This is a genomic window from Clostridium paridis (assembly GCF_016765615.1).
Lineage (GTDB): Bacteria > Bacillota > Clostridia > Clostridiales > Clostridiaceae > Clostridium_T > Clostridium_T paridis.
This window is the reverse complement of sequence record NZ_JAESWA010000027.1, coordinates 90,042-115,008: the sequence shown is the minus strand read 5'-3', so window position 1 is coordinate 115,008 and position 24,967 is coordinate 90,042. Positions and strand designations below refer to the sequence as shown.

At 29.8% G+C, this 24,967-nt stretch carries 25 protein-coding genes; 9 read left to right on the top strand and 16 right to left on the bottom strand.

Annotated features, from left to right (window positions below; genetic code table 11):
- Positions 1-17: 17 nt before the first annotated feature.
- From JK634_RS18110 to JK634_RS20580, 4 genes are read right to left on the bottom strand one after another with little or no spacing between them, the layout of a single operon-like run.
- The gene (locus JK634_RS18110; protein WP_202769131.1) at positions 18-731 is read right to left on the bottom strand and encodes a TIGR03943 family putative permease subunit; all 714 of its coding nucleotides are present in this window, start codon (positions 729-731) and stop codon (positions 18-20) included.
- Positions 732-742: 11 nt separating this feature from the next.
- The gene (locus tag JK634_RS18105; RefSeq protein WP_202769130.1) at positions 743-1,633 is read right to left on the bottom strand and encodes a permease; all 891 of its coding nucleotides are present in this window, start codon (positions 1,631-1,633) and stop codon (positions 743-745) included.
- Between the two features lie 4 nt (positions 1,634-1,637).
- Complete coding sequence (locus tag JK634_RS18100; protein WP_202769129.1) at positions 1,638-2,258, bottom strand: GTP-binding protein; 621 nt, start codon at positions 2,256-2,258, stop codon at positions 1,638-1,640.
- A gap of 1 nt (position 2,259) precedes the next feature.
- Positions 2,260-3,225, bottom strand: a complete 966-nt coding sequence (locus JK634_RS20580) for a CobW family GTP-binding protein (RefSeq protein ID WP_238883423.1) — start codon at positions 3,223-3,225, stop codon at positions 2,260-2,262.
- Between the two features lie 174 nt (positions 3,226-3,399).
- Between JK634_RS20580 and JK634_RS18090 the strand changes: the two genes are divergently transcribed.
- Entirely contained in the window at positions 3,400-4,977 is a 1,578-nt protein-coding gene (locus JK634_RS18090) for a hypothetical protein (RefSeq protein ID WP_202769128.1), read from the top strand.
- A 58-nt stretch (positions 4,978-5,035) separates the two neighbouring features.
- On the opposite strand, the gene JK634_RS18085 is transcribed toward JK634_RS18090, so the two are convergent.
- Both JK634_RS18085 and JK634_RS18080 read right to left on the bottom strand, forming a co-directional pair.
- A complete protein-coding gene (locus JK634_RS18085) occupies positions 5,036-6,178 on the bottom strand; it encodes an aminotransferase class V-fold PLP-dependent enzyme (RefSeq protein WP_202769127.1) in 1,143 nt (380 codons plus the stop codon).
- Between the two features lie 11 nt (positions 6,179-6,189).
- Positions 6,190-6,453: a putative Se/S carrier protein gene (locus JK634_RS18080; RefSeq protein WP_202769126.1), complete on the bottom strand. Its 264-nt coding sequence runs from the start codon at positions 6,451-6,453 to the stop codon at positions 6,190-6,192.
- A gap of 172 nt (positions 6,454-6,625) precedes the next feature.
- Here JK634_RS18080 and JK634_RS18075 point away from each other — a divergent pair, with 172 nt between their 5' ends.
- Positions 6,626-7,162, top strand: coding sequence for a hypothetical protein (locus JK634_RS18075; RefSeq protein ID WP_202769125.1), 537 nt, complete (start codon positions 6,626-6,628; stop codon positions 7,160-7,162).
- A gap of 185 nt (positions 7,163-7,347) precedes the next feature.
- On the opposite strand, the gene JK634_RS18070 is transcribed toward JK634_RS18075, so the two are convergent.
- Together JK634_RS18070 and JK634_RS18065 are read right to left on the bottom strand one after the other, a co-directional pair.
- A complete protein-coding gene (locus tag JK634_RS18070; protein WP_202769124.1) occupies positions 7,348-8,244 on the bottom strand; it encodes a hypothetical protein in 897 nt (298 codons plus the stop codon).
- A gap of 121 nt (positions 8,245-8,365) precedes the next feature.
- Positions 8,366-9,376 (bottom strand): homoserine dehydrogenase, encoded by a 1,011-nt coding sequence (locus JK634_RS18065; RefSeq protein WP_202769123.1) that lies wholly within the window; start codon positions 9,374-9,376, stop codon positions 8,366-8,368.
- 162 nt (positions 9,377-9,538) lie between these two features.
- Here JK634_RS18065 and JK634_RS18060 point away from each other — a divergent pair, with 162 nt between their 5' ends.
- Complete coding sequence (locus JK634_RS18060) at positions 9,539-10,081, top strand: hypothetical protein (RefSeq protein ID WP_202769122.1); 543 nt, start codon at positions 9,539-9,541, stop codon at positions 10,079-10,081.
- 48 nt (positions 10,082-10,129) lie between these two features.
- Here the strand turns inward: JK634_RS18060 and JK634_RS18055 are convergent, their stop codons facing one another.
- Positions 10,130-10,570 carry a nucleoside deaminase gene (locus JK634_RS18055; protein ID WP_202769121.1) on the bottom strand — a complete coding sequence of 147 codons (441 nt, stop codon included), beginning with the start codon at positions 10,568-10,570 and terminating at the stop codon, positions 10,130-10,132.
- Between the two features lie 295 nt (positions 10,571-10,865).
- On the opposite strand from JK634_RS18055, the gene JK634_RS18050 reads away from it, so the two are divergent.
- The 3 genes from JK634_RS18050 (at position 10,866) to JK634_RS18040 (ending at position 14,949) form a co-directional block, all read left to right on the top strand.
- A complete protein-coding gene (locus JK634_RS18050; RefSeq protein WP_202769120.1) occupies positions 10,866-12,284 on the top strand; it encodes an MATE family efflux transporter in 1,419 nt (472 codons plus the stop codon).
- 243 nt (positions 12,285-12,527) lie between these two features.
- Entirely contained in the window at positions 12,528-13,487 is a 960-nt protein-coding gene (locus tag JK634_RS18045; RefSeq protein WP_202769119.1) for a glycosyltransferase family 2 protein, read from the top strand.
- 346 nt (positions 13,488-13,833) lie between these two features.
- Entirely contained in the window at positions 13,834-14,949 is a 1,116-nt protein-coding gene (locus JK634_RS18040; RefSeq protein ID WP_202769118.1) for a glycosyltransferase family 39 protein, read from the top strand.
- 40 nt (positions 14,950-14,989) lie between these two features.
- Here JK634_RS18040 and plsY read toward each other — a convergent pair whose 3' ends face one another.
- Positions 14,990-15,583, bottom strand: a complete 594-nt coding sequence (plsY, locus tag JK634_RS18035; RefSeq protein WP_202769117.1) for a glycerol-3-phosphate 1-O-acyltransferase PlsY — start codon at positions 15,581-15,583, stop codon at positions 14,990-14,992.
- Positions 15,584-15,786: 203 nt separating this feature from the next.
- Between plsY and JK634_RS18030 the strand changes: the two genes are divergently transcribed.
- A complete protein-coding gene (locus JK634_RS18030) occupies positions 15,787-16,059 on the top strand; it encodes a hypothetical protein (protein ID WP_202769116.1) in 273 nt (90 codons plus the stop codon).
- Positions 16,060-16,076: 17 nt separating this feature from the next.
- Here the strand turns inward: JK634_RS18030 and JK634_RS18025 are convergent, their stop codons facing one another.
- A complete protein-coding gene (locus tag JK634_RS18025; protein ID WP_243425648.1) occupies positions 16,077-17,102 on the bottom strand; it encodes a phosphodiester glycosidase family protein in 1,026 nt (341 codons plus the stop codon).
- Between the two features lie 147 nt (positions 17,103-17,249).
- On the opposite strand from JK634_RS18025, the gene JK634_RS18020 reads away from it, so the two are divergent.
- Both JK634_RS18020 and JK634_RS18015 read left to right on the top strand, forming a co-directional pair.
- A complete protein-coding gene (locus JK634_RS18020; RefSeq protein WP_202769115.1) occupies positions 17,250-17,777 on the top strand; it encodes a TetR/AcrR family transcriptional regulator in 528 nt (175 codons plus the stop codon).
- 55 nt (positions 17,778-17,832) lie between these two features.
- Positions 17,833-19,566 carry an MFS transporter gene (locus tag JK634_RS18015; protein ID WP_202769114.1) on the top strand — a complete coding sequence of 578 codons (1,734 nt, stop codon included), beginning with the start codon at positions 17,833-17,835 and terminating at the stop codon, positions 19,564-19,566.
- A 45-nt stretch (positions 19,567-19,611) separates the two neighbouring features.
- On the opposite strand, the gene JK634_RS18010 is transcribed toward JK634_RS18015, so the two are convergent.
- The 5 genes from JK634_RS18010 to JK634_RS17990 all read right to left on the bottom strand — a co-directional run bounded on the left by JK634_RS18010 (position 19,612) and on the right by JK634_RS17990 (position 24,823).
- Positions 19,612-19,887 (bottom strand): ArsR/SmtB family transcription factor, encoded by a 276-nt coding sequence (locus tag JK634_RS18010; protein WP_202769113.1) that lies wholly within the window; start codon positions 19,885-19,887, stop codon positions 19,612-19,614.
- A 20-nt stretch (positions 19,888-19,907) separates the two neighbouring features.
- The gene (gene gshAB, locus JK634_RS18005) at positions 19,908-22,250 is read right to left on the bottom strand and encodes a bifunctional glutamate--cysteine ligase GshA/glutathione synthetase GshB (protein WP_202769112.1); all 2,343 of its coding nucleotides are present in this window, start codon (positions 22,248-22,250) and stop codon (positions 19,908-19,910) included.
- On the bottom strand, positions 22,237-23,607 hold the full coding sequence (locus JK634_RS18000) for an MATE family efflux transporter (protein WP_202769111.1): 1,371 nt from the start codon (positions 23,605-23,607) through the stop codon (positions 22,237-22,239). Before JK634_RS18000 ends, gshAB begins: the two co-directional genes overlap by 14 nt.
- A gap of 136 nt (positions 23,608-23,743) precedes the next feature.
- Positions 23,744-23,905: a hypothetical protein gene (locus JK634_RS17995; RefSeq protein ID WP_202769110.1), complete on the bottom strand. Its 162-nt coding sequence runs from the start codon at positions 23,903-23,905 to the stop codon at positions 23,744-23,746.
- Between the two features lie 195 nt (positions 23,906-24,100).
- The gene (locus JK634_RS17990) at positions 24,101-24,823 is read right to left on the bottom strand and encodes a LytR/AlgR family response regulator transcription factor (protein ID WP_202769109.1); all 723 of its coding nucleotides are present in this window, start codon (positions 24,821-24,823) and stop codon (positions 24,101-24,103) included.
- Positions 24,824-24,967: the final 144 nt, after the last annotated feature.

The following is a 24,967-nucleotide window of genomic DNA, read 5'->3' as shown; positions in this document are numbered from 1 at the left end:
AATATAAAAATTTATATTCACTCTTCGTTAACATTTTTAAAACTATTGACCTTAATAATAGGGACTTTAATTACTTTATTTTTATAATTGAAGCTCCCCATTTCAATCTTTCCTGACACTTCCACCCACTGTCCTTTTTCAGGAAGCTTTTTCTCTTTGATATTACATATAATTGCAACATTTTGAGAGTCAGCAATGCAACAACTTATTACATTTCTCCCTATATAAAAAGTATTTTCATCTCCTTGTACTTGATAAACTACACCACTTATTATTGCTTCTCTTCCCACATACTTTTGAGGATTTTCTTGAAGCTGCTCAACATAAGAATATAAATTTTCTTTTGTCAGACTTATTCTTCCTTCATTTGGTATAGTTTCTTCTCCATTATGACTATGTTCAAAGGAGGTATTATTTATAACTACTGTTACTCCTTTAAATTGCAATGTATCAATTTCTTTAATGCTCTTTGAATTAATCATTAATATAAAAGCTACTACAAAAATTAAATATCCTTTTCTTAGTTTTTCTCTAGTTGGGATTGTGAAAATTTTAAAAAACTGAAATATTGCTACAATTGCCAGTATAACTATTGCACTCCATATATAATATTCTGTTTTACTACTAACATATTCAAATATTCTTCTTGTAGAAATTAAATAATACAAATATATATCTATAAATACTAAAATTAAAAACCAAATAAATTCATTTATATTAAATCGCTTCACTTTAATCCCTCCTATATCAAACAAGCTACTAAAAAGGTAAGTGAAAATACAACAAACATCATTTTAAGCACAAAACTTTTTTTGTACACAGAAAATAGCATAAGATTATTTTTTAAATCCAACATTGGTCCTAATATTAAGAAAGCCATAACTGCCCCTAGTGAAAATTGCCCTAAAAAACTTCTTGCCACAAATGCGTCAGCTTCGGAACATATTGACAATAAGTATGCTAATGCCATCATTATAATGATACCTAATGCTTTATTTACAGATAATATATCTAAAACCTCTCTTGGTAAAAGAACTTGAAATAGTGATGCTAAAATAGATCCTATTATTAGAAATTTACCAATTGTATAGAATTCCTGAGAGATATGATATATAAGCATCTTTAAACTTTTGTCTTTTTTTAAGTCCTCACATCCACAATCACAAATTATCTCATTATCATAGCTACTAAGAATAGTTTGTCCATCACTCAAGGCTTCCATTAGAAATCCTATTGCTATAGATAAAACAAAACCAATTATAACTCTTAACAATAAAATCTTTATGTTTTCTCCAAAGGCCTCATAGGTTGAAAGCATAACAATTGGATTTATTATCGGTGCTGCCATCATAAACGTTATAGCAATATTTATTGGTACTCCTTTTTTAACGAGTCCTCTAGTAACTGGAACTGTCGCACATTCACATAAGGGAAAGAACAGCCCTAAAAGTGCTGCTCCAATTGCCCCTGCTACCTTATTTTTAGGCAAAACTTTTTTAATAATGTCCTCAGTTAAAAATGTGGTTATTACTCCAGCTACCAAAGAACCTAATAAAACAAAGGGTAGTGCCTCAATAAAAATGCTTATGAAAACCCCGGAAAAGCTATTTAATAAGACTTGAAGCTCCCTCATTTTTTTACCCCCTGTTTATAAAATCTATTATTTTTTTATATAGCCCTTTATTTATCACCCTACTTGAACTAATAATTCTATAGAAATCTTTACTTGATGAACTTTGCTCAATATATGCCTCTTTATTAAGCTGCCCTAACAAAACCTTTAGCTCCCTATTCTTTTCATAGGAGATATCTTCACAGTTATTTATAATTATCATATTTGCCATATGAATTAATGGAAGCATTATGACTCCCATACTTCTTATAAAAATATCAACAGTTTTTCCATCTAAAATAGCAAAAACTGCTCCTAGTCTTCCTCTAGATTTATGAATTTCTCTAATTATATAATCTACTGACTGCACCCCATTAGCCTCAATGATTATCCTATTAGGATTATTAAAATTAATTATTCTATTTAACGTTCTCTCAGTTATTTCATCATTATTCTTAAATTGCTTTATAATAATTTTGTCTTCACTTAAAAATTCCTCATTGATTTTTGAATTGCCTTTTTCACACTGTATTATCACTAAAATCTCTTCAATAGATCTAGTGACTTCAAGATAGCTATTTATAAAAGATGTTTTACCCCATGATAAAAAGCCTCCTACAATTTCAACGGAACAAATCTTTTTCATTTTATTCCTCACTACTAAAAAGCTTTTGAAGCTTATCTACCCTTAAGTCTTTCCCAATTACGCATATCCTTCCATTATAGTCTGGTGAAATGTTTCTTACTTCAACCTCACCAGGAACATAGTCAAAGGCAATCCACTTATTTTCAGAAGACCGAACTATTCCTTTAGCTCTTAATACATATCCATATTCCCCTAAGCCTAATTTTTTCAGTATCCCCTTTAAGTTTTCTTTATCAAATATCTCTGGAGTCTCCTGTCCCCAAGTTTCAAATACGTCTTTAGCAACTAATCCTTCACTTCTTATTTGAGCTCTTGCATATGCATTATTTAAAGGTTTCTTAATAAATTGAATTTCCTTTAAGCTTGACTCTCTTCTATCCTCTAAAACTTCAAGTATATTTTCTCCACTTAGTTTATCCCAGGGTGTTATTATAACTGAGCATCCAGGATTCACCTTCTTTATACCTTTAAGTACCTGCAAAATGTGCTTATTATCTACATCCTGTGTTCTACTCAATACAACAGTTTTTGCGTTTCTTATTTGATCAATGTAGAACTCTCCGAAATTTGTCATATATACTTCAAATTGTTTGACATCTATCACCGTAATTATCGAGTTAATCTTTCCTCTATCTCTATGCTTTTTTAATGTAGCAATTATTTGAGAAAGTTTTGCCACTCCTGAAGGCTCTATTATTATTCTCATTGGATTATATTTATCTACAATTTCTTCAATTGCACTCTCAAAACTTCCAGAAATGCTGCAACATATACATCCTGAAGTTATTTCTTTTACTTGAATAGATTCTTCTCTTAAAATATCCCCATCTATCCCTATTTCACCATATTCATTTTCTATAATAGCTACTTTTTCATTAAATAATGCTTCTTTTATAAGTTTCTTAATAAGGGTTGTTTTCCCTGCACCTAAAAAACCAGAAATAATGTCAATCTTTATTGGTCTCACCCCTTAGAATTAATTTATATAATCTAACCTGCAATTTACCTTAATATGTATATGTATATACTTTTCTATTTATTACTTTATTATTTGAATTGCTTAAAAATCATTGATTTATAGTATAATTGCAGTTTAAATTCATATTTTATATTGATATAAATTTTTTAGTTAGGAGGTTCTATGATTTCATATAAAAATAATGAGTACCTACTTTATATAAAAGATGAGTTATGGAAGTTTTATAAAAATGACGAGGGATCTATTTGTTATAGTATTTTAAAAGATAATTCTTGGAGTCAAGAAATTGAGCTTGTAGATAGCTGTGAGCAACTTCTTTCTGTTATATTAAGCGCAAATGGATCAATCTATATACTTTCTATTTCCTCATCAAAATCACTAGTTTTATATACTTATAAAGAAAATTATTTTTCCGAAAATGTATTACTTAATTTTTCTTTTGAAGTTGATCACATTCAAGTAATATCCCTAAATAATGCTTTGAACTTGATTTATACAAAGTATGATAACAACACTTACTGTCTCTATCACAGAATAATAACCTCTAACCTCACAATTACTCCTCCAATAATGCTTGATGTCGTTGAGAAGCTAGAAGGGTTTCCTTTTATAGCATACGTTCAGAAGAAGGAAATAATTACTTTGTATGTAAAAAAGCTAAAGACCTATTACATAGGTTATAGAACCTACTCTCCTCAACAGAACTTTTGGGGTAAATATATTTCTATTGATAGGTCCCCTACAAAACCCTACGACTATTCCTTTGCCATTGACGAAAATAATGTAATAGCTATTAGTTATTCAATTAAGGATTCCTCAGCCTCCTTATTAAAGTATGGATTCTTAATAGATAACAACTTTTCAGCAAAAGCTTTAAAATCAAATGAGAGTATAGATACTTATTCAAGCCTAATATATAAAAACAATGTTTATTATTTAATATATAACTTTAAAAATACTATTTTTATAACCTCTTTATTTGTTAATGGAGATTTAGATGTAGTAGAAAGAGTTCCATATAGCTCAAGTTCTATTATAGAAAAATACATTTTGCAATCTGATAGCTTAACCTTAAACTCCTTTTCAAGCTTCATAGTAAATGATAAAAATAACATACTATTCTCACCATTATCGATATTAAATATGACACTAATAAAGCCTGAAAAAGGTGATGATAAAAAGACTAATGAATCTATTTCTACTTACTATGAAAAACAAATTATTTCAAAAAATAAGACCATTCAAAAATTATTAGATCAGGTAAATTCTCTTCAAACACATATAAAAAAGCTAGAAACTGTTGCTACAATAAATAATACTATTGAGAGAGAAGCTCAAAACTTAAAAAAAGAAATAGTAACAAAAGAATCCAATATTCATGTCACTAATAAATTATTAGCTGATTATGAAAGTAAATATAAAGATACAAAGTTAGTCATTGATAACCTTAAAACTCAAGTATCTGTATTAGAAAATAAGCTGCAATCTTATGAAGGTACTATAAATACATTGACTGTAAAAAACAAAGAACTTAGTGATGCACTAACCTTAGCCCAAGAAAGTAGGATTGATACCACAAACCTTACACTATTACTGCAAGATAAGGATAAGGATATTGCAAATCTTAAGTATTTAAATTCTTCCCTTCAAGTACAAATTGATAGATTAACCCAAGAAATTGATATGTTATCAATAGAAAAAGATACTAAAGTCTCCTTTGTTAAACGTCTTTTTAAATAATAATGACGATTAAAAAGTTTTATATGAACTTTTTAATCGTCACTTTAAATTTAAGCTATTAAATTTTTTCTTTATAAATATCCTTTAATGACATAACAAGCTTATCTAAATCTTCCTTTGAATTAAAATATCCAATGCTTACTCTGACTGTGCCTCTATTTTCAGTTCCGATTAGTTTATGAACTAATGGACAACAATGATATCCTGTTCTTACATATATCTCCCTATCGTTTAGTCCTCTTCCCACTTCAGAGCTTTCCATGCCTTTTAAATTAAATGATACTATTGAGGTTTTTTCCTTATCATCCAAAGGTCCATAGCATTCAACAAAATCTAAATTTCTTAGCGCCTGAATTAAATAATTAGTGAGCTCAATTTCTTTTTCTTTTATCTTTTCTAACCCTACCCTATTAATAAATTCAATTCCCTTAGACAAGCCTACGATTCCAGGGGTATTTAAGGTTCCACTTTCAAATTTATCTGGAAGAAACTCTGGCTGTTCCATACTGCTTGATTGACTTCCTGTTCCTCCATATTTTAAAGCTTCAAAACTTATTTTATTCCTAATACATAAAGCACCTGTTCCTTGAGGCCCAAGTAACCCTTTATGTCCAGGTACTGCTAGAAAATCAATATTATATTTCTCCATATCAATTTCTATCTTTCCAGAAGTTTGTGCTCCATCTACTATAAATAAAATCTCCTTCTCTTTTGCTAATTCTCCAATCTTCTCAATATCTTGTATCGTTCCAATAACATTAGACCCATGATTTAATATTATTGCTTTTGTGTTTGATTTTATTTCTCTTTCAATATCTTCAATTGAAAGCTTTCCATCTTTATCTCCTTTTATTAAAGATACCTCTGTTCCCTGCTTTTCCTTATGCCTTAAAGGTCTCAATACTGAATTATGCTCAAGATAAGATGAAATTACATGATCTTTTTCCCTTATTAAGCCGTTTATAACTATATTTAATGCATCTGTAGTATTAGATGTAAATATCACATTAAGTGGATTTTTTACATTAAATAGCTTGGATATATTTTCTCTGCATTTCATTATCCTAAAATCACACTCTATTGACATATTGTGAGCCCCTCTTCCAGGATTAGCACAATACTCCATTAGACATTTTTCAACCTCTGCACATACTTCCTTAGGTTTAGGAAAAGATGTTGCTCCATTATCTAGATATATCATAATTCATACTCCTATATCATAACTTGAATATATTTATAACGTTTGCCCTCTAGGACTTTTTCATATACAGCTTTTATTTCTATTCCACTATCCTTTATCTCTTTAACTATAATATCAAAATCCTGTTTTCTAAACTCTATAGCTCTAGTGCAGCTTGATGAAACGGAACATGGGGTCGCTATTATATTAACCTTATACCTTTTATCCTTTAATATCTTAAACAATTGTAAACTAGCACTTGAGGAATAGAACACAATTATACAAACATTATCCATAAAATCACTCCTCATGTTTATCCTTTTTATTAATATATTCATTACACCTACTTAAATCTACATTTATATAAAACAATAATTTTAATTTTAACTTTCTTATTAAATTTCTACACACTATTCCCATATAAAACATATTATGTACTGAAATACAAAACTAAGGAGGATTTTTTTTATGGCATGTTGTGTTGATAGATGCACTAACCCTTTAAGCTTAGTTACTAGATTACCTAATTTTGATTCAGATACCTTAATAGGTCCAGTTAATATAAGTGCTGCAACCCCAGCTACTGCTACCCTTATTAATACACTTTCGTTAACTAGAAGTTATCCTGATAGTGATGTTCTTGTAGAAGGCGTCGTTGAAATAAATTTTAGTGGATTAGCAGCTGCTGTTGCTCTTACTGGTTCTATTTCAGTACAATTAGATGTTTATCGTACTTCTGCAATAGCAGGTGTTCCTATTTATTCAATTCAGAAGTCAATATTCACTAGTCCAGTTGCTGGTGTATTATTAGTAGCTGTCCCAACTACTAATGAAATACCTTTCCAATTTACTGATTCTACTGCTCTTGGTCTTCCTGATGGAGCTAATCCAGCTGAATACTATGTAAGAGTAAGTGTTGTAGCTGGTGGTGCATTAGTATTAGGCGCTACTACTGTTAATGTAGTTCGTTCTGACGCTGCAGCTTCTGAGGAAGTAGTTTTATAATAACTTGTAGTAATAATATATTGCTGCTTATATTCTTTACCTTTATAAATAAAGAGAGATGGATTTTAATCCATCTCTTCTCTTATTTAAATATGTTATACATATAATTACATTCTTTTTAATTAAGAAATTGTTAAAAAGTGGCTCCAAGTTATTAAAGGAGCCACTTTCAACAGGCCTTTTTACTAGCAACAGTCCCCATGTGATGGTGGATCAAATTCGTCAAAAGGAAATGGTAAAGTGTTAAAGTATTCGCATGGATCATCTGGTAATATATTAGCACAAGTTGGAATGTCACAATCTCCTGAAGATTGAACATTTAGGTTAACAAATCTGTAAAGTTTAATAATTGTAAATAGACCAATAGTTACATCTGCACGATATTCTATTGTTGGAACATTGTTTACTAATACTGTATAGGTTCCAGGTACTGCTGTTAATGGATTTCCAGTTGCTTGAATATAAACTTGTGGAGTATTTCCATTGCAGTATGTTGTCGCTGGGCTATAAATCGAATCAAAAGTAGATACTAACTTATTACCAACACATCCGCCATATAGGGATACCTTCTTTTCCCATGTTGTGAAAGCAGGTATATCTGCAGTAGTTGTTGGAGTTGGTGAATTTACAGTAACTGATAGTGGATTTCCAGCTGCATCTAATAGATTTAAGATATAATTAAATCTATAAGTTATACTTACATCAAAGAAGCCTTCTTGTCCAAAGCAGCTTGGTTCAATGTTAGTAACAGCAATATTTCCAACACTAAAATCACAGCAATCTACTCTAATACTTCTTACTGCATTAGTAAATGCAATAACTTCATTTACAGCAATTGTAGTATCTGTAGCTGGCCCAGGAAGATGACTGATTAAAAATGGAGCTGTGATACTATATTGTCCTCCAAGAGAAGATGAGTCTATTCTAATAACTGTCTTTCCTGGTGGAATTACTGTAACATCATCAACAGGAGTTAAGCAATCTTGTTGTCTACACCTACCATATACTTTTTTAGCAATTATACATTCTTCTTTTAGTTGAATATGCTGAGCTGTACTATTTACTTCAAAATTATCTTGCATATTTATCCTCCTCTTACATTCTTAGGATATTTAACTTATTTCATTAATATAATATGGAGGATGCATGTTAAGTGTTCGTTATGGTTAAAAAAAAGTTAAATATGTATACTAAATTTATTTACTAAAATTTATATCCATTATGAATATTTATTATATCTCTAAGTATTGATGCAGCTGCATTAACAGTCCCTGACGCACCGCCTATTACAGTAATTTCTCCTAGTGTATCAGTATAATACTTAACTCCCTTATTTTTACCATTTATGTTAAACAACATATTTTCTTTTTCAATAAGTATTGGAGAGACCTCCATACTTGTTTCATTCCCAGTGCATTCGATTTTTCCTAATAGTTTATATCTTTTTCCTTCATTTTTTGCTTTCAATATATCTTCCTTTGAAACTGCAGTAATTCCCTTAATTTTTATTTCATTGATATCAATGTTCTTTTTTAGCACTACCTTTGAAAGAATCATCATCTTTATTGCTGTATCATATCCTTCAATGTCTAGAGTTGGATCTTTCTCTGCTATTCCTAAAATTTGAGCTTTATCAAGTGCTTCTTTAAAACTTAATCCGCTTTCCATCTCCTCTAAAATAAAATTGCTAGTCCCATTTAATATTCCTTCTACCTTATTAATATTAGCACCTGCTAAGTCCAGCAACCCGCAATTTAAACTAGGTAATGCTCCACCTGTAGTACAACCAACCCCAAGGGATACCCCTTTTTCTTCACTAATTCTTTTTAATCCTTCATAATCAACTAATATAGGTCCCTTATTTCCAGTAACTACATTAATATTATTTTCTAACGCATATTTTATGTGAGTAAGACCTGGCTCCCCAGTTTCTTTATTGGTTTGAGTCAGTTCAACCATTAAATCGCATTTCTCTTTCATTAATATATCTCTATAATTAATTCCCGTTCTCCAATCTTTATGATTTTCTAACAAACCTACATTTATAACTTCTCTTAGATCTAGCGAATTACTACTTACTACTCCGCCTTTAGAATTTAATATTCCCCTAACTTTTATATCTAAGCCTTCACTTTTAAGCTTTTCATGTTTATCTATAAGTAGCTTTATAAATGCTTTTCCTACTCCGCCATAACCTATTAATACTAGATTCATTCTTACCTCCTAATAATTAAGCTTTTCTTAAGAAAATATTTAAAAATTTCAAATTTCTTTTTATATAATATTGATATATAATTATATTATTGTGTTTTGTATTGATAAGCACCATGTGTTTAATTTATATATTAAAATTGTGGACAAGGAGTTGATGGGATAGTGAAAGAAATATATATATTGCTTACTTCTACAAATACTATTTATGCTAGAGCTATTAGACTATATACAAAAAAATCCTATACCCATTCATCAATTGCTCTCGATGATTCATTAAACAATATGTACAGTATGACTAGAAAATATTATCGCAACCCCTTCTTAGGAGTTTTCAAGAAAGAAGAGATCGATAAAGGAGTCTTCTCCTTTTATCCAGAGTGTCCTGCTGTAGTTATTAAACTTAAAGTAAATGCTGAACAACATAATGAAATTCGCCAAATGATTTGGGATTTTAACAAAAAGAAAATTAAGTACAACCTTAGGGGTATATTTTATAGAGTAATAAAAAAAGAATATCATGCAAAAGATAGGTTTTTCTGTTCAGAATTGATAGCCTATATTTTAAAAGAAACTGAAGTATTTGATTTTGAAAAACCTCTTAACTTTGTAGAGCCTTCTGACCTACTTAGTATTCCAGATGCTGAAGTTATATATCAAGGTCCTTTGGCTAACTATTCTATAGACAACCTACAATTTACAAATTAAAGAACTGGCTTGCAAAAATTAGATTTATTCTATCTTTGCAAGCCATTATTATTTATTTCTTCTATCTTTAAAAAAATCTATCAATACTTTACTACATTCCTCGTTATATTCCCAACTAACTTCTATAAAACTATCTAAATAGGGATGATTCAAAATATTTGCAACAGTTCCACAGGCCCCTGCCTTAGGATCAAAGGTTCCTATATGTACTTTACTTATCCTACTTTGAATAATAGCGCCTGCACACATAACACAAGGTTCTAAACTAACATATAATTCACATCCACTTAATCTCCAATCTCCAATAAACTTACTAGCCTTATTTATTGCTAATATCTCAGCATGCGCTAATGGAGATTTTAATGTTTCTCTTAAATTATGCGCCTCTGCTATGATTTTCCCCTCTTTGACTATCACAGCCCCAACTGGAACTTCAAGCTTTTCTTTTGCCTTATAAGCTTCTTTAAGCGCTGCCTCCATAAAACTCATACTTCTCTTTACCTTTCTAAAAATATGCACTTAATACATACAACAAGCACGTTTTTTTTATAATATTATAGCATATATTTATATTTACTTTATTTTTAGTATGATTTTTGAGTAAAAAAAGTACTATTACTGGGTGGTTTATATATTTTTAAGTTCTAATCTGCTATTTTTGTGTTTTTTAAAATACTGCAATACCCCATATTAATACCCTAAACACCTCCTTTAAGTCACTGAGAATTACTATATTTAACAAATATAATAGTATTATAGGAAAAAATTTTAGGAGGTGACGATTATGGGTGTTAATGACAAGATATTTTCTCAAGGAAATATAAGCAAAACTCTATTAAAGTTTGCTATACCAGCAATGATTTCTCTATTAGTTGTTGAGCTATATAATATGGTTGATACCATATATGTTGGAAGATATATTGGTTCTAATGCCATAGGCGCATTAACCATAGCCTTTCCAGTACAAAGGTTTATGACTGCCATAGGTATGTTAATATCCGTAGGAACATCTACCTTTGTAGCTAGAAATCTTGGAGAGAAAAACTATACCGGAATAAAACAAACCATAATTAACAGTATTTTAATTACATTTATAACATTAGGCTTATTATCCATATTAATATACATTTTCCGTAAGCCTATTATCATGAATCTTGGTGCAAGTGAAACTTTATATCCCTTAGCTAAAACTTATATTTCAATAATATTAATAGGTACCTTATTCCAAGGTCTATCTATTGTTCTAGGATACATTATGACCTCACTTGGTGACACAAGAATTAATTTATATGGAAATTCAATAGGTGCTTTAGCAAACATCATAATAAACTATATTCTTATTGATATGATTGGCTTTGGTATAGAAGGGGCTGCAATTGCTACTATTATTTCTCAGTTTATTGCCTTCTCCTTTATAGTTTATAAATTCATAAAGATAAGAGATTTTATTAATCTATCTCTTTCTTCTTCAAATATAGTTAAGAGTTTTTCACCTGAACTAATAAGAGATATATTTACAGTAGGTTTCTCAACCTTCGTTATAGAAATATCTGATGCAGTAGTTTCAGTTATACTAAATAACTTGCTATTATCAAAAGGTGGAGATGCATCAATAGTTATGATTGGTGTTATTACAAAAATATCTATGTTTATGTTTGTAACTATAATAGGTATAAGTTCCTCCATGCAGCCAATTGTTGGTTTTAACTATGGAGCTGGTAACAAAGAAAGAATGTTTAAAACCCTTAAAACTTCAATAAAGTGGGTTACTATTTTCTCTTTAGCTATCTGGAGTATTCTAATGATATTCACTCCAAATATAATAGGAATTTTCCTAGAGGATTCTACTTTATTATCTCAAACTGTTACAGCCTTTAGAATATGTATATCTATACTGCCTACAGTAGGACTTTACTATATAGCTATTTATTATTATCAAGCAATTGATGATGCAAGAACCTCCTTTTTGTTTTCAATTTACAGACAAATAGTTGTGTTTATTCCAATAGCTTTAATACTTATTAATACTTTTGGTGTCATTGGTGCATGGATAGCCTTCCCCCTATCAGATGGAATATCTGCAATAACTTCAATTTACTTTATGAGGAAAACTCTTAAGCCTGAGCCTAGTAAAGAGCTTAAAGTTAAAAGTGCAGATTTCAAAATCAAGGGTACAAGTGTTAGAGTTCAAGGGAGAGCTTAAACTACCCGTCTACAATTAGCTTACAAAGGACTAAGAAAACATCTATTGTTATCTTAGTCCTTTTTTATTTTTCCTAATATTAACTCCACAAAATGTTATAATATATAATGTGTACTTTTTCTGTAAATCATAATTTTACATTTTTAGGTTTTAATTTTACATAAATATTGTATAATATTATGGTAAATTACAGACAAAATTTTCTATAGACTAATTAACTAAATTTATATACGAGGTAATATAATGAAGAATTCAATCTTATCTATCGTCGTCCCATGCTTTAATGAAGAAGAAGTTTTACCAACAACCCACCATGAACTATCTATGCTTTTAGATAGGTTAATTAAAAATGAAAAAATAAGTAATAAAAGTACAATTATCTATGTTGATGATGGAAGCAAGGACAAAACCTGGGGTTTAATATCTGAACTTAATAGTTCTGCAACCTATGCTTGTGGAATAAAGCTTGCTAAAAATGCAGGCCATCAAAATGCAGTAATGGCCGGATTAATGGAAGCTGCTAAAGCATCTGATATGATAGTTTCAATAGATGCTGACTTGCAGGATGATGTTAATGTGATAGAAGAAATGGTAGATAAATATCATGAAGGTTTTGATATTGTTTATGGAGTTCGTTCTTCTCGAGAAAGTGACACCTTTTTTAAGAGGAATACTGCATTAGCATTTTACAAATTAATGCACGTTATGGGAGTTAAAACTGTTTATAACCATGCAGATTTTCGTCTGATGAGCAAAAGAGCTGTAGAAGAATTAGACAATTATAAAGAAAGAAATCTTTTTTTAAGAGGAATTGTTCCTTTGATTGGTTATAGCTCAACCTCTGTCTATTATGAAAGACATGAGCGTTTTGCTGGAGAATCTAAGTATCCACTAAAAAAAATGCTGAATTTTGCACTTGAAGGAATCACATCTTTTAGTGTTACACCTATAAGATTTATTACGTCTATAGGATTTATAATTGCTTTTGCTAGCATATTTGCAGCAATATATTCTCTTGTGTCATACTTTACAGGCAATGTAACTTCTGGATGGACATCACTGATCTTATCTATATGGTTTATTGGTGGAGTTCAATTATTATCAATTGGACTAGTGGGAGAATATATTGGAAAGATATATACTGAAGTTAAAGGAAGACCAAGATATAATATCGAAACTATATTAAATAAAGATCTAAAGTAAAGAATGAGGACTAGTTATGATTTTTTTTAAAGAAAACAAATTTTTTAATATATTAGGTAATATAATTATTTTTTTCGTTAGCTTATTTTTACTATTTGTCATATTAGGCTTTTTTAGTATTTCAGTTAATGCTTTAAATATAAATATCTTTTTAAAAATCCCTTTATTTATTATTGGTTTTGCTATAATGGTAGCACTTCTTATTTTAATATCAAGGGTGATAGTATGGCTGACTAATAGATTAACCAGTAAACAATATATTATATTTTTAATATTACTAACTCTAATTACAAGAATTATATGGGTATTTTTAATCAAATCCCCTATAACCTCTGACTTTAAAATCATGTACGAAACTGCTACTAAATTAATAAATGGTGATTATTCAACCATTGATAAAAGCTACTTTAACCTATGGGTTTATCAATTTGGATTTAGTGGTTATGAAGCATTGGTTATGAGTTTATTCCACACAACTAACCCATTAATAATAAAATTATTAAATATACTTTATTGCCTAGGAACTACTCTATTGGTTTATAAAATAGGTAGCAAGATTTTTAATGAAACTTCAGGAAGAGTAAGTGGTTTTTTCTATTCAATTTACATATCCAGCCTAGTTATGACCTCTGCTCTTACAAATGAACATATTGCGACCTTTTTATTCTTATTAGGTATTTATGTCTTTTTATGTAGCAACTTATCTTTTCCTGTTAGAGCAATTATCTTAGGTATTTTAGTTGCTCTTGGAAATATAAATAGGCCTTTAGGTTCACTTATATTATTAGCTATAATTATTTATTTAGTTTTAATGCTAATTAAAGATTTTAACTTTACTAACATAAAACACACTTGTGCAAGTTTAATCTTAATCATTTTATCCTACCTAGTTATAATGAATTTAGCTAGTTATATATTTATTGCTAAAGGGATTACTCCTTATAAATTAACTAACAGGGATCCCTTTTGGAAGTTTGTAACAGGGCTTAATTATGACACCAAAGGCCAATATTCTGAAAAAGATGATAGTTATTTATATAGTATAAAAGAGCCTGAAGAACGTAAAAAACTAGAAATTCCATTAATTAAAGAAAGAGTATCTAATGTACCTAAATTAGCATCCTTAATAAAAGACAAAGTTCTTATTATGTGGTCAGGACCTGATGATTCAACTTACTGGACATGTCAGTATTTAAATAAACGAATCCTAAATATTGCTATAATAGGCACTGAACGAATAGAATTCATTGCAATGGCTTTCTATTCGATAATAGCAGCATTATTTTTATTTAAAGAAAAGAAGTATAATAAAAACTTATTAATCCTTCTTTTAATTGCTGGCTATGCCTCTGTCCACTTCTTTATTGAGATTCAAACAAGGTATAAATATTTTATGATTCCTCTTCTAGCAATTGTCCAAGGGTATGGAGTCTATATTTCAAGCAAATACTTAAAGAGATAAACATAGGGACTATTTCGTATACGAAATAGTCCCTTATATATTATTTTTCTTCCTTTTTTATTATTCTAACAATATTAGCCTTATGTCTATATATCATTATTAAACTTGCACATATAGTTGCAATTATTATTGGACGCGGTTCTTTTAAAATAATACACATTATAGGAATGGTCGCTCCAAGTGAAATTGACCTTATTGACACTATCTTAGTTGTTGCTCTTAAAATAAAATAAACTACCACTCCTGATAGAGTTGCAATTGGAGCTAATAGTATAAAGGCTCCCATGGTTGTATTAACACCTTTACCTCCATTAAAACCTAAAAAGGGAGTATAATCATGACCTAATATTACAACTACAGCAATAATAGAAAGATATATATCTGTAGAAACAGGTAATTCATATAGCTTTGAAGCAACTATTCCTAAAGCTACTGCCACAACCCCTTTAACAATATCTCCTACCTGAGTTGCAATTGATATCTTAGTTCCTACTATTCTTTTTACATTGGTTGACCCAATATTTCCACTTCCTTGAGTTCTTATATCAATCCCACAAAAATGCTTTACTAGCAAATATCCTGTAGGTATAGATCCTAACATAAAAGCAATTAAAATGGTTATAAAAATAATCATTTTTTCCTCCTAAATATATACTTTTATATATACTAATCTTTACTGCATTATATATTATATACCACATATACTTTACTTACAATCAAGCTTAACAATCTTAATATTTAGTATTTCATTACTATAATTGACCATTTTGTAATAAAATGGTTTATATGTTATAATTGTTTTGAATTTATTTACATAAATTATAAGGAGAATAATTAATGCAAATAGACTGTAATTTCTCAAGATCAGAGTTTGTAGAAGCTCAATGTGACAATTATTTTAATACAAATGACTACTTATTAAGAGAATTCTTTAGCATATACTTTATTCCATTTATCTTATTTGGCGTAGTATATTTAGTGTTTAAACATAACGTCCTTATGTTTATCCTTTCTATTATCTTTTTTTATTTACTAGTTATATCTTTCGGTTCAAAAAAGCAAAGAAATATATTTGGTGTGCTTAAAGATATAAAAAAAGAAGGTAGATAACCTTCTTTTTACATACCCTATTTTATTATAAATGCTGAGGGCAAATACCTTCCTGTATCTGAGCTTGATGGTTTATTTACTATCTTATCCTTATAATACATTATAGTAGAAGCTCCCCCATCTAGGTTTGTTGCATTATAAACATCATATTTTAAAAGAATGTCCTGAACTTCTTTTAATGTTGCTCCAGGGCTTAAAATTTGTCTACCGTCTATTACTAACATAACTATGGATCCATCTTTTCTTTGGCCTATAGCTGTTCTAGGTGCAATTCCCCAACCACCATTTCCACTTTTAATTGTAGGCTCTCCATCTACAATTAAATAAGGGAAAAATGTTATTGCTTCTTTTATCTTAAGATCTCTCATTTCACTTAAGGTGTAATTGCCTAGTACCAGGATTCCTGATTCATTAAATCCAACCATTTCATACTTTTTATTTTCTTTACCATATAAGACTTTTCCATTATGAATCACGACCCCCAAGGGAGTACCACCGTTACCTACTCCATTATCATCTTGAAATCCACCTGCATTTATTCCTGCAATTGCCCCTTCCTGCTTAACTATATCTTCTAGCTTCTTTCCACTCTTTCCAATGGTGTCAGGTATCCCTAGTGTTACTCTTTTAGGATCTTTTATGATTAAGACATAACCTTTATATTTACCGTTTGAGATATCTATAAGTTCAGTTCCGTCATAAGGTGAAGTAACAGCTTCACTCATAGCTGGTTTATCTTCTTCAACTGAAATATCATTAACAGTTGAATTTTTATCATCTTCAATCTTATTTTTAGCCATAACTTTATCTATTTCATCTTGGCTAAATAGCATTGTTGCTAAATATTTATGACTAAGAGTTGTCATTGCTGTAGTTATATAATATTCTCTAATATTCTCAAGAGGTCCATAAACCACTAAAGGTATACTGATACACATAGTAATTATTATATTAGCTAAAATAAATGCACCTATGTGAAATAAACCCTTTTTCACCTTTGATTTCTTTTTATAACGATCCATTCGTTTAACTTTTTTGTCCATATTACCTCACTTATAAAATATATTCATATGATTATTTTACTTTATATTTCATTACCCCAGCAATAAAAAAAATCTTAAATATATTGAACAAATTAGTAACAAATAGTATAATATGAACAGGGTTCATTTAAAAAGTGGAGGATAACAATGCCAAAGATTATAGAGAACTTAAGAGATAAAATACTAGATGAGGGAAAAAAAGCTTTAATTGAACAAGGATATAAAAATGCAAGCATTAGAGATATTACAAAAGCTTGTGGAATAGGAACTGGAACCTTTTATAATTATTTTAATAATAAAGGTGAACTTGCTGTAGAAGTCTTTGAAAGAGATTGGTCCATGATAATTATTTCTATTCAAGCTATTGTAAAAGCTGATATCTCACTTAAGGATAAACTATTTCAAATATTTCTATATGTAGATGGTTTTCTTAAAAACCATATTAGTGTTTTTGTAGAAATGTCTAAAGAAGATTATACCTATAACGAAGTGGATGTAATGGCTCCTCTTTACGAAGCTATAGAAGAAATCCTTCTATTCCATAAAAACAAAGGCGATATAACTTCATCAGTAGAATTAGCTAAACTAACTAAGTTCTTAGTTTACAACTTAACGAATATATCAAAACAAAAATTTATGACTTTTGACGAATTTTATGCACTTTTAAACTTATGATGATAAGTGCATTTTTTTAAATTTTATATGAACAACGTTCAGAAAGGAGATTTATATGAAAAAAACAAACAAAAACATAATGTTACTATTATTTTTACTGGGCATATTTATAGGTGCTTTAGATTCAGGTATTGTTTCACCTGCTAGAACTGTAATTGCAAATTCATTTAACATATCTGCTAGCAGTTCTATATGGATGATTACAATATATACTTTAGCTTATGCTGTTGCCATGCCAATAGCAGGGAAACTATCTGATAGGTTTGGAAAGAAAAAAATATATATTATTAGCATTTTATTATTTGGAATAGGTTCTATGCTATGCGGGATTTCAGATTTTTATGGTGGATTTACCCTTTTACTAATATCAAGAGTAATTCAAGCTATAGGCGGTGGTGGAATAATGCCAATAGCTACAGCATATATAGGTGAAAGCTTTCCTCCTGAGAAAAAGGGTGCTGCCTTAGGTATGGTCGGAGGAATCTATGGTATAGCAACAACCTTAGGACCTACAATTGGTTCTGGTATATTAAACTTAGTTGGTTCATCAAATTGGGGCTTTTTATTCTTTATAAACGTTCCAATATGCATAATAATTTTAATACTTTCTACTCTAACTCCAAAGGATGATAAGGTTACTGTACCAGGGAAGATTGACATATGGGGAAGTATAGTTATAAGCTTAACCATACTTTCACTAATGTACGGTTTAACTAACTTAAAATTCTATGAATTCTCTAGCAGTATTAAATCTAATAATGTATGGCCTTTCTTATTAGCTTTTATAATACTTTTACCAGTATTAATTTTCATAGAAAAAAAGGCTGAGGATCCTGTGCTTAATTTAAAATACTTCACTAATAGAGAAATTACTTTAGCATTGATAATAGGCTTTATTGTTGGTGCTGGTATGATGGGAGTAGTTTTTGTACCTCAATTTGGAGAAAATGTTCTAAAAATCAAATCTGGTTCTGGAGGATATATCGTAACTATCATGGCTATATTTGCTGGAGTAGGTGCTCCTATAAGCGGAAGGCTTATAGATAAATTCTCAGCAAAACTAGTTTTAATAGTAGGGTTCATATTATCTGGTATCGGAACCTTAACCCTGGCTTTATATACTGCAAATCATCCAAGCTTCTTTAGTTTGGTAATAGGTTTGATTTTTGTAGGACTAGGAATGGGCTGTACTATGGGTGCTCCACTTAACTACATAGTTCAGACTAATGTAAGCGCTAATGAAACTGCAACTGCCCAATCAACTCTTTCTTTAGTAAGATCTATAGGAGTTGCTATTTCTCCAAATATACTTATAGGATTTATTTCTGAAGCAGGCAAAAATATGTCTACTAAACTAATGGATGTTATTCCAAAAGCACAAGCTCCGCAGATTCCTGGAATGCCATCAGCCCCTTCCGGAAGCATGTCCATGAGTTCAGGGGGAATATCTCCAGATCAATTACAGACCTTGCAAAACTCAGACGTAACCACAATTGTTGATTCTATTAAAAAATTCAGTGAATCAATGATAAATGATAAGGTTGCTCCAGCACTTAAGGGCATAACCTCTGCTCCTAATTATAAAGGTCCAAAAGCTGATGTATTATTATCAACTATAAAAGATGGTTACTTAAAACAAATAGAAGATGCTAGAGCAACTATAGAAAATGTATTCCAAAGCACTTTAAATTCTGGATATTCAAAGTTATTTATAGGCGCTGCTATTATTGCATTACTAGGCTTAATATTCTCATTAATGCTTTCTAAAAATAAAAAGCAAATATTATAAAAAATAGCCCCAAAATAGAATTTTCCATTCTACTTTGGGGTTATCTTATTCTTTCTCATAATATAATTCTTCAGTTAGCCTAATTAATTCTTTTATTTTTCCACTCTTAATGCTGTAGTACATAAACATACCGCATTTTTTTGCATTAACCACTTTAGCATCCTTTAGTATCTTTAGATGTTGTGAGAGATTTGCTTGACTGAATTCAATATCTTCATTCATCTCACAAACACACATCTCTCCTTCAGAAAGTCTTTTTGCAATTTTAAGTCTTACAGGATGAGCTAAAGCTTTAAAGATATTTACTTGAAATTCATCCATTAAAACTTCACTCCTATTTCTTATTTTCCGAATAGTACGTCTAGTACCTTATCTCCAGCTCCTCTATTTTTTCCTATATAAGGATAACAGTGAATGTGTATAGCAGGATTAAAATTTAATTCTATTATCCCATAATTACTTTCATTTAACGGAACCTTTATATCCTGTATCATCATATCAACTCCACAAATAGTTGCTCCAGCTGCCTTGGCAGATTTTATAGCCATAGTTTTATAGCTCTCATGCATCTCATCCGTAAAGTCAATGCTATCTCCGCCAGTACTTATATTAGAGTTTTCTCTTAAATAAACAATTTCGCCTTCTTTAGGAACATAATCAAAGTTCTTTCCTTGCGCTTTAAGGAACATTTCTTCAATTTCTCCTAAAGATATTTTTTCAAGAGGAGTCTTATATCCTTTTCCCCTTAATGGATGTTTATTTTTCTCCTTAACTAATTCACTAATAGTTCTTGCTCCGTCCCCTTGAACATTTGCAGGAACTCTATGAAGTATTCCTACAACTTCATCAGCTATCACTAAGAATCTGTATTCCTTACCACTTATAAATTCCTCTACTAATGCAGTTTTATCATTTTCAAAGGCTATCTCTAGAGCTCTAGTAAAATCTCCCTTTGAAAACTCCTCCTTAAATATAGATATCCCTATTCCAAAGTTAGTCGACTTAGGCTTTACTACTATTTGTTTATCCTTAAACAATTCATAGTCAGCCCTTGCATCTTCAATGCTGTTATAGTTTTTTCCTGAGGGAACTCTTACTCCATTTTCTTTTAGAACTTCCTTTGTTACAACCTTATTTTCCATAACAAGTACGGTACTATAAGAATCTTTTGAAGTCTTAGTTGCTTGCTTTACATATTCAACTTTGTTATCTTTCTTTAATCTTACAAAGTTTTCTTCTCTATCTAAAACTTCAACTCCTATTCCTCTTTTTATAGCATTTTTAAGTAATATTTGAGTTGAAAGTTCTAAGTCTTCATATCCTATTAAACTAAAATCCTGTCTTTTGCTTTCTTCATAGTAATCTTTTGCCTTATTTAGATGAAAACTTACATAACTACTATCTATTATTTCTTTAGTAATAACAGCCGCATAAGTCTTACTTACGTCTAAAACTTTTTCTCTAGCTGATTCTATAACCTTTCTTAGATAATCAGTTTTATAATCCATCTTATTAACTATATCTATTAAGTCATCAATTATTTTTAGGGCTTCTTCCTTGAATGAAGCTTTTTCTCCAACATTGTTATAGATAAAGCTATCTTCTCTTCTTCCTGCCATGGTTGCAACTTTATGATTTATATTAGCAATTTTTTGCTCAGATTCTGTTAATGTGCCTTCTTTCATGAACAACATGTATATCATAAATAAATGCACCAAATATAAATCTTCTATAAATATTCCATTTTTATTAAGAGGATTTAGATCTAAAATTCTTATTTCTAGATATTCAATTCCATCCTTCATAAGTTTCTCTTGAGAACATCTTTTACAAGTACTTTTTAATCTAACTGGACCGTAAAATTCACTAGCATTATCTAATTTTCCATCATTAATAAGCCTTTGAATACTTCCAATGTACTGCTCTAATGAATCATAATTAACTAAATAATCTTCTTTATTTTTATATCCCCATTTACTATTTCTTAAAGACATCATATTTTTGAAGTAACAGCTTCTGTCTGCTAACTCCTGAATATCATCTGTACATCTATCTAAATAAGTCTCATGGAATACGGGACTAGCTCCAGTTAAATAAATCAAAAACCATCTATATTTGATAAAATTTCTTGTTATCTTAAGATAAATTTTATTTTTAAATTCTTTTAGACTTTCTCCCTCTCCAAGGCTTTTATATAAACTATTTATAAACTCTTCTTTAAATGAAAAATTGTAGTGTATACCTGATAGAAGTTGTTTCTTTCTACCATACTTTTCTGATAGTTTCTCTCTATATAATCTCTCTTCCTTACCTTCCTCAGAAAAAACAGCTATTGGTATTTCTTCATTACTTGGTAAGATAGGTGGATTACTTTGTGGCCACAAATATTCTTCTCCAATGGATAGAGATACTATGTTTTGAAGATTTTCTATATAATCATAAAGTTCGTCTATACTATTACAGACTGGTGTAATTACCTCTACTTGGCTTTCTGAAAAATCAGTTTTAATATATGGATTCTTTAACTTATCTCCAAATATGGCAGGGTGGGGAGTTAGTGATAATTTACCATCCTTACTAACCCTTACATTTTCTTTTTCAAGTCCAAAGTTTCCTTTAAATAATTTTGTTACTATATCTTCAGTTAAAATTGATTCTAATAATTTATTGTCAATACGTTCCATTACACTGTTCTCTCCTATCTACTACAAAGGTTTTTCTTAAAAATATAATAAACCAAGTAACTAATATTATTCCTTTTATTAAACTACTTAAACTTATACTTGCCCATATTCCATTAAGCCCAAGTACACTATCTTTTGATAATATCATTGCCATGGGTATTCTTAAAGCTGTAAATGTAATACTTATAATCGGCGGAACATAAGTTTTTCCTACTCCATTAAAAGCACCTACTGTAAGAAGCTCCATACACATAAACACTTGGGAAAACCCTAAAATTCGCATATAACTAGTACCTAAATCCACTGCTGCTTTTTCTTGAATAAAAATACTAAACAATTCCCTTGGGAACAAAATGAAAATAATTGAAATTATAAGTCCAAATATTATTGTGGTCGTTAACGCACTAAAATAACCTTTTTCTATTCTTTTGTACTTCTTAGCTCCATAGTTTTGACCTACGTAAGCTGCTATAGCTCCTTGTATTCCCCCTATTGCCATATATGATACAGATTCTAATTGTACTCCTACTTTTTGAACTGCTATGGCTGTGGCTCCAAACCTTGTAATTAGTCTTGCAATAATTATTGATATTCCTATAAAACTAACCCTTTGAAGTGAAACCGGCATACCCATCTTTAATACTTCTTTAGCTTTAATAAAATCAAACTTTACAGAAATACCCTTGAAACTAAAATACTCCTTTGCTGTAAAGATAAAAATAATAAATACTATAATTCTTGAGAGATTTGTAGCTATAGCTGCTCCTGCAACTCCCATTCCAGCTACTGGGCCAATCCCCAAAATAAGTATCGGATCTAGTATTATATTTGTTATAAAGCCAATTGTATTTGCCTTAAAAGGTAGCTTACTATTTCCAAAGCTATTTAATATAGTGCTTTGGATTGAATTAAAATACATAAAAATAACGCCTACAGCTGAATAAACTAAAAAATCCTTTGCCATTTTTTCTATTTCTATATCATTCAGTTGAAAAAAGCCTATAAGCTTATTTTTAAGTACTACTATTAATATTGAATAAACCACCGCTAAAATTACTGATAATATAAAGCTATTTTTTATATATATTAATGTTTCTTCTTTTTTGTTCGCCCCAACACTTTGGGCTATCTTAACTCCGCTCCCTATCATAATAATTGCAAACAAAGCTAATGCTAAGTTTATAAAAAAGCTTGCTGTCCCCACTGCAGCTACTGCTTTACTTCCAAGCTTACCTACCCATATCATGTCAACCATCCCATAGGCAGTTTGAATAAAGTTAGTCGCTATAATAGGTAATGCTAGTTTAATAAGACCTGTTGTTATTTTTCCTTCTGTTAAATTTATATTATCTTTCATTTTAATCCCCCAGTACGAAATAATTATATTAGAATATCCTTATATAGTCAATAAGCTTACTTCATAAAAAGGATTTTATTTAAAATCTTTTAACTCAGCTAATAATAAATATATCTTCTTGCTTGTACAAACTATTTTAATCATAGTTTTTAACATGATTTCTTACAAATAAAACTATTGTACATAATATCGCACAAATCATTGCCGCCATTAAATAGTTTTTTATTAATTTTCCGGTAAAATGTACAATTAGAAAAAAGGAAATGAATAAAATAATATTTTCAATTATCCTTCTCATGGTATTCCTCCTAATTACAAAAATTTCGACTGATTGTGTTCTAAAATATTGTTTATTTTATTATATAAGAAGAGTGTTTTAAAATATTATTTATGTAATGAAAAGTAGTTTTTTTGTAATAACCGTTATGATTTAGATTTAAATTAAATAAAAAGATACTTAAAGTCATAATTAACCTTAAGCATCTTCATCATATTATTTAACTAATCCTTTAATATATCTGCTTGAAATGTAGCATTCTTCTCCATTAACCATATAAGCTATTCTATTTTTTAGATCTATCTCTTTTATATTTGTCTTATTTACAATGTAAGATTTATGACATCTATAAAAATTATTATCTAGCATTTCTTCAAGTTCTTTCATCTTTGAATAAAATTCAATCTGCCTGTCCAGACCATGGAGAATGATTTTATGTATAACATTAGAAGTTTCAAAAAATAGGATTTTGTTAAATTCCATATTTATAACCTTATCTCCTATTTTAATATAGAACCTCTTTTCATCAGTCGTTTTAATGTGATATCTTTTATCTGCTTCTTTTATGCACTCGTGAATTTTATTCTTTAAGTTTTCAAAATCATCTTTTACTATATAATCCATTGCCTCAATCTTATACTGGAATGTTAAGTAGCTAAGCTCTCCATGGGTGGTTACAAAAACTATATATCCATTAGGATCCTCTTTTCTTATTTCCACGGCTAAATCGATACCATTTATGTCTGAACTTAAGTCTACATCTAAGAAGTATAACCCTCTTCCTTTATGATTACTTACGTACTCCACCAATTCGTTTGGATTTCCAGTCTCTAATGCTAAACACATATCAAAATCTTCTATTGTAATTATGTTATCTATTATTCTCTTAAAACTTTCCCTTTGACTTGCATCATCTTCACAAATAAATACATTGAGCAAGACTTACTCCCCCCCATCATGATTACAGCACAATCTTATTATACCATATGTCTTCCATATATTATCAAGAAGAAAAATGTCTGGAAGTTTGAGTGTATATAAAGACTTCTTTTGAATTAGGTAATTATAAGGAAATATAGCTAT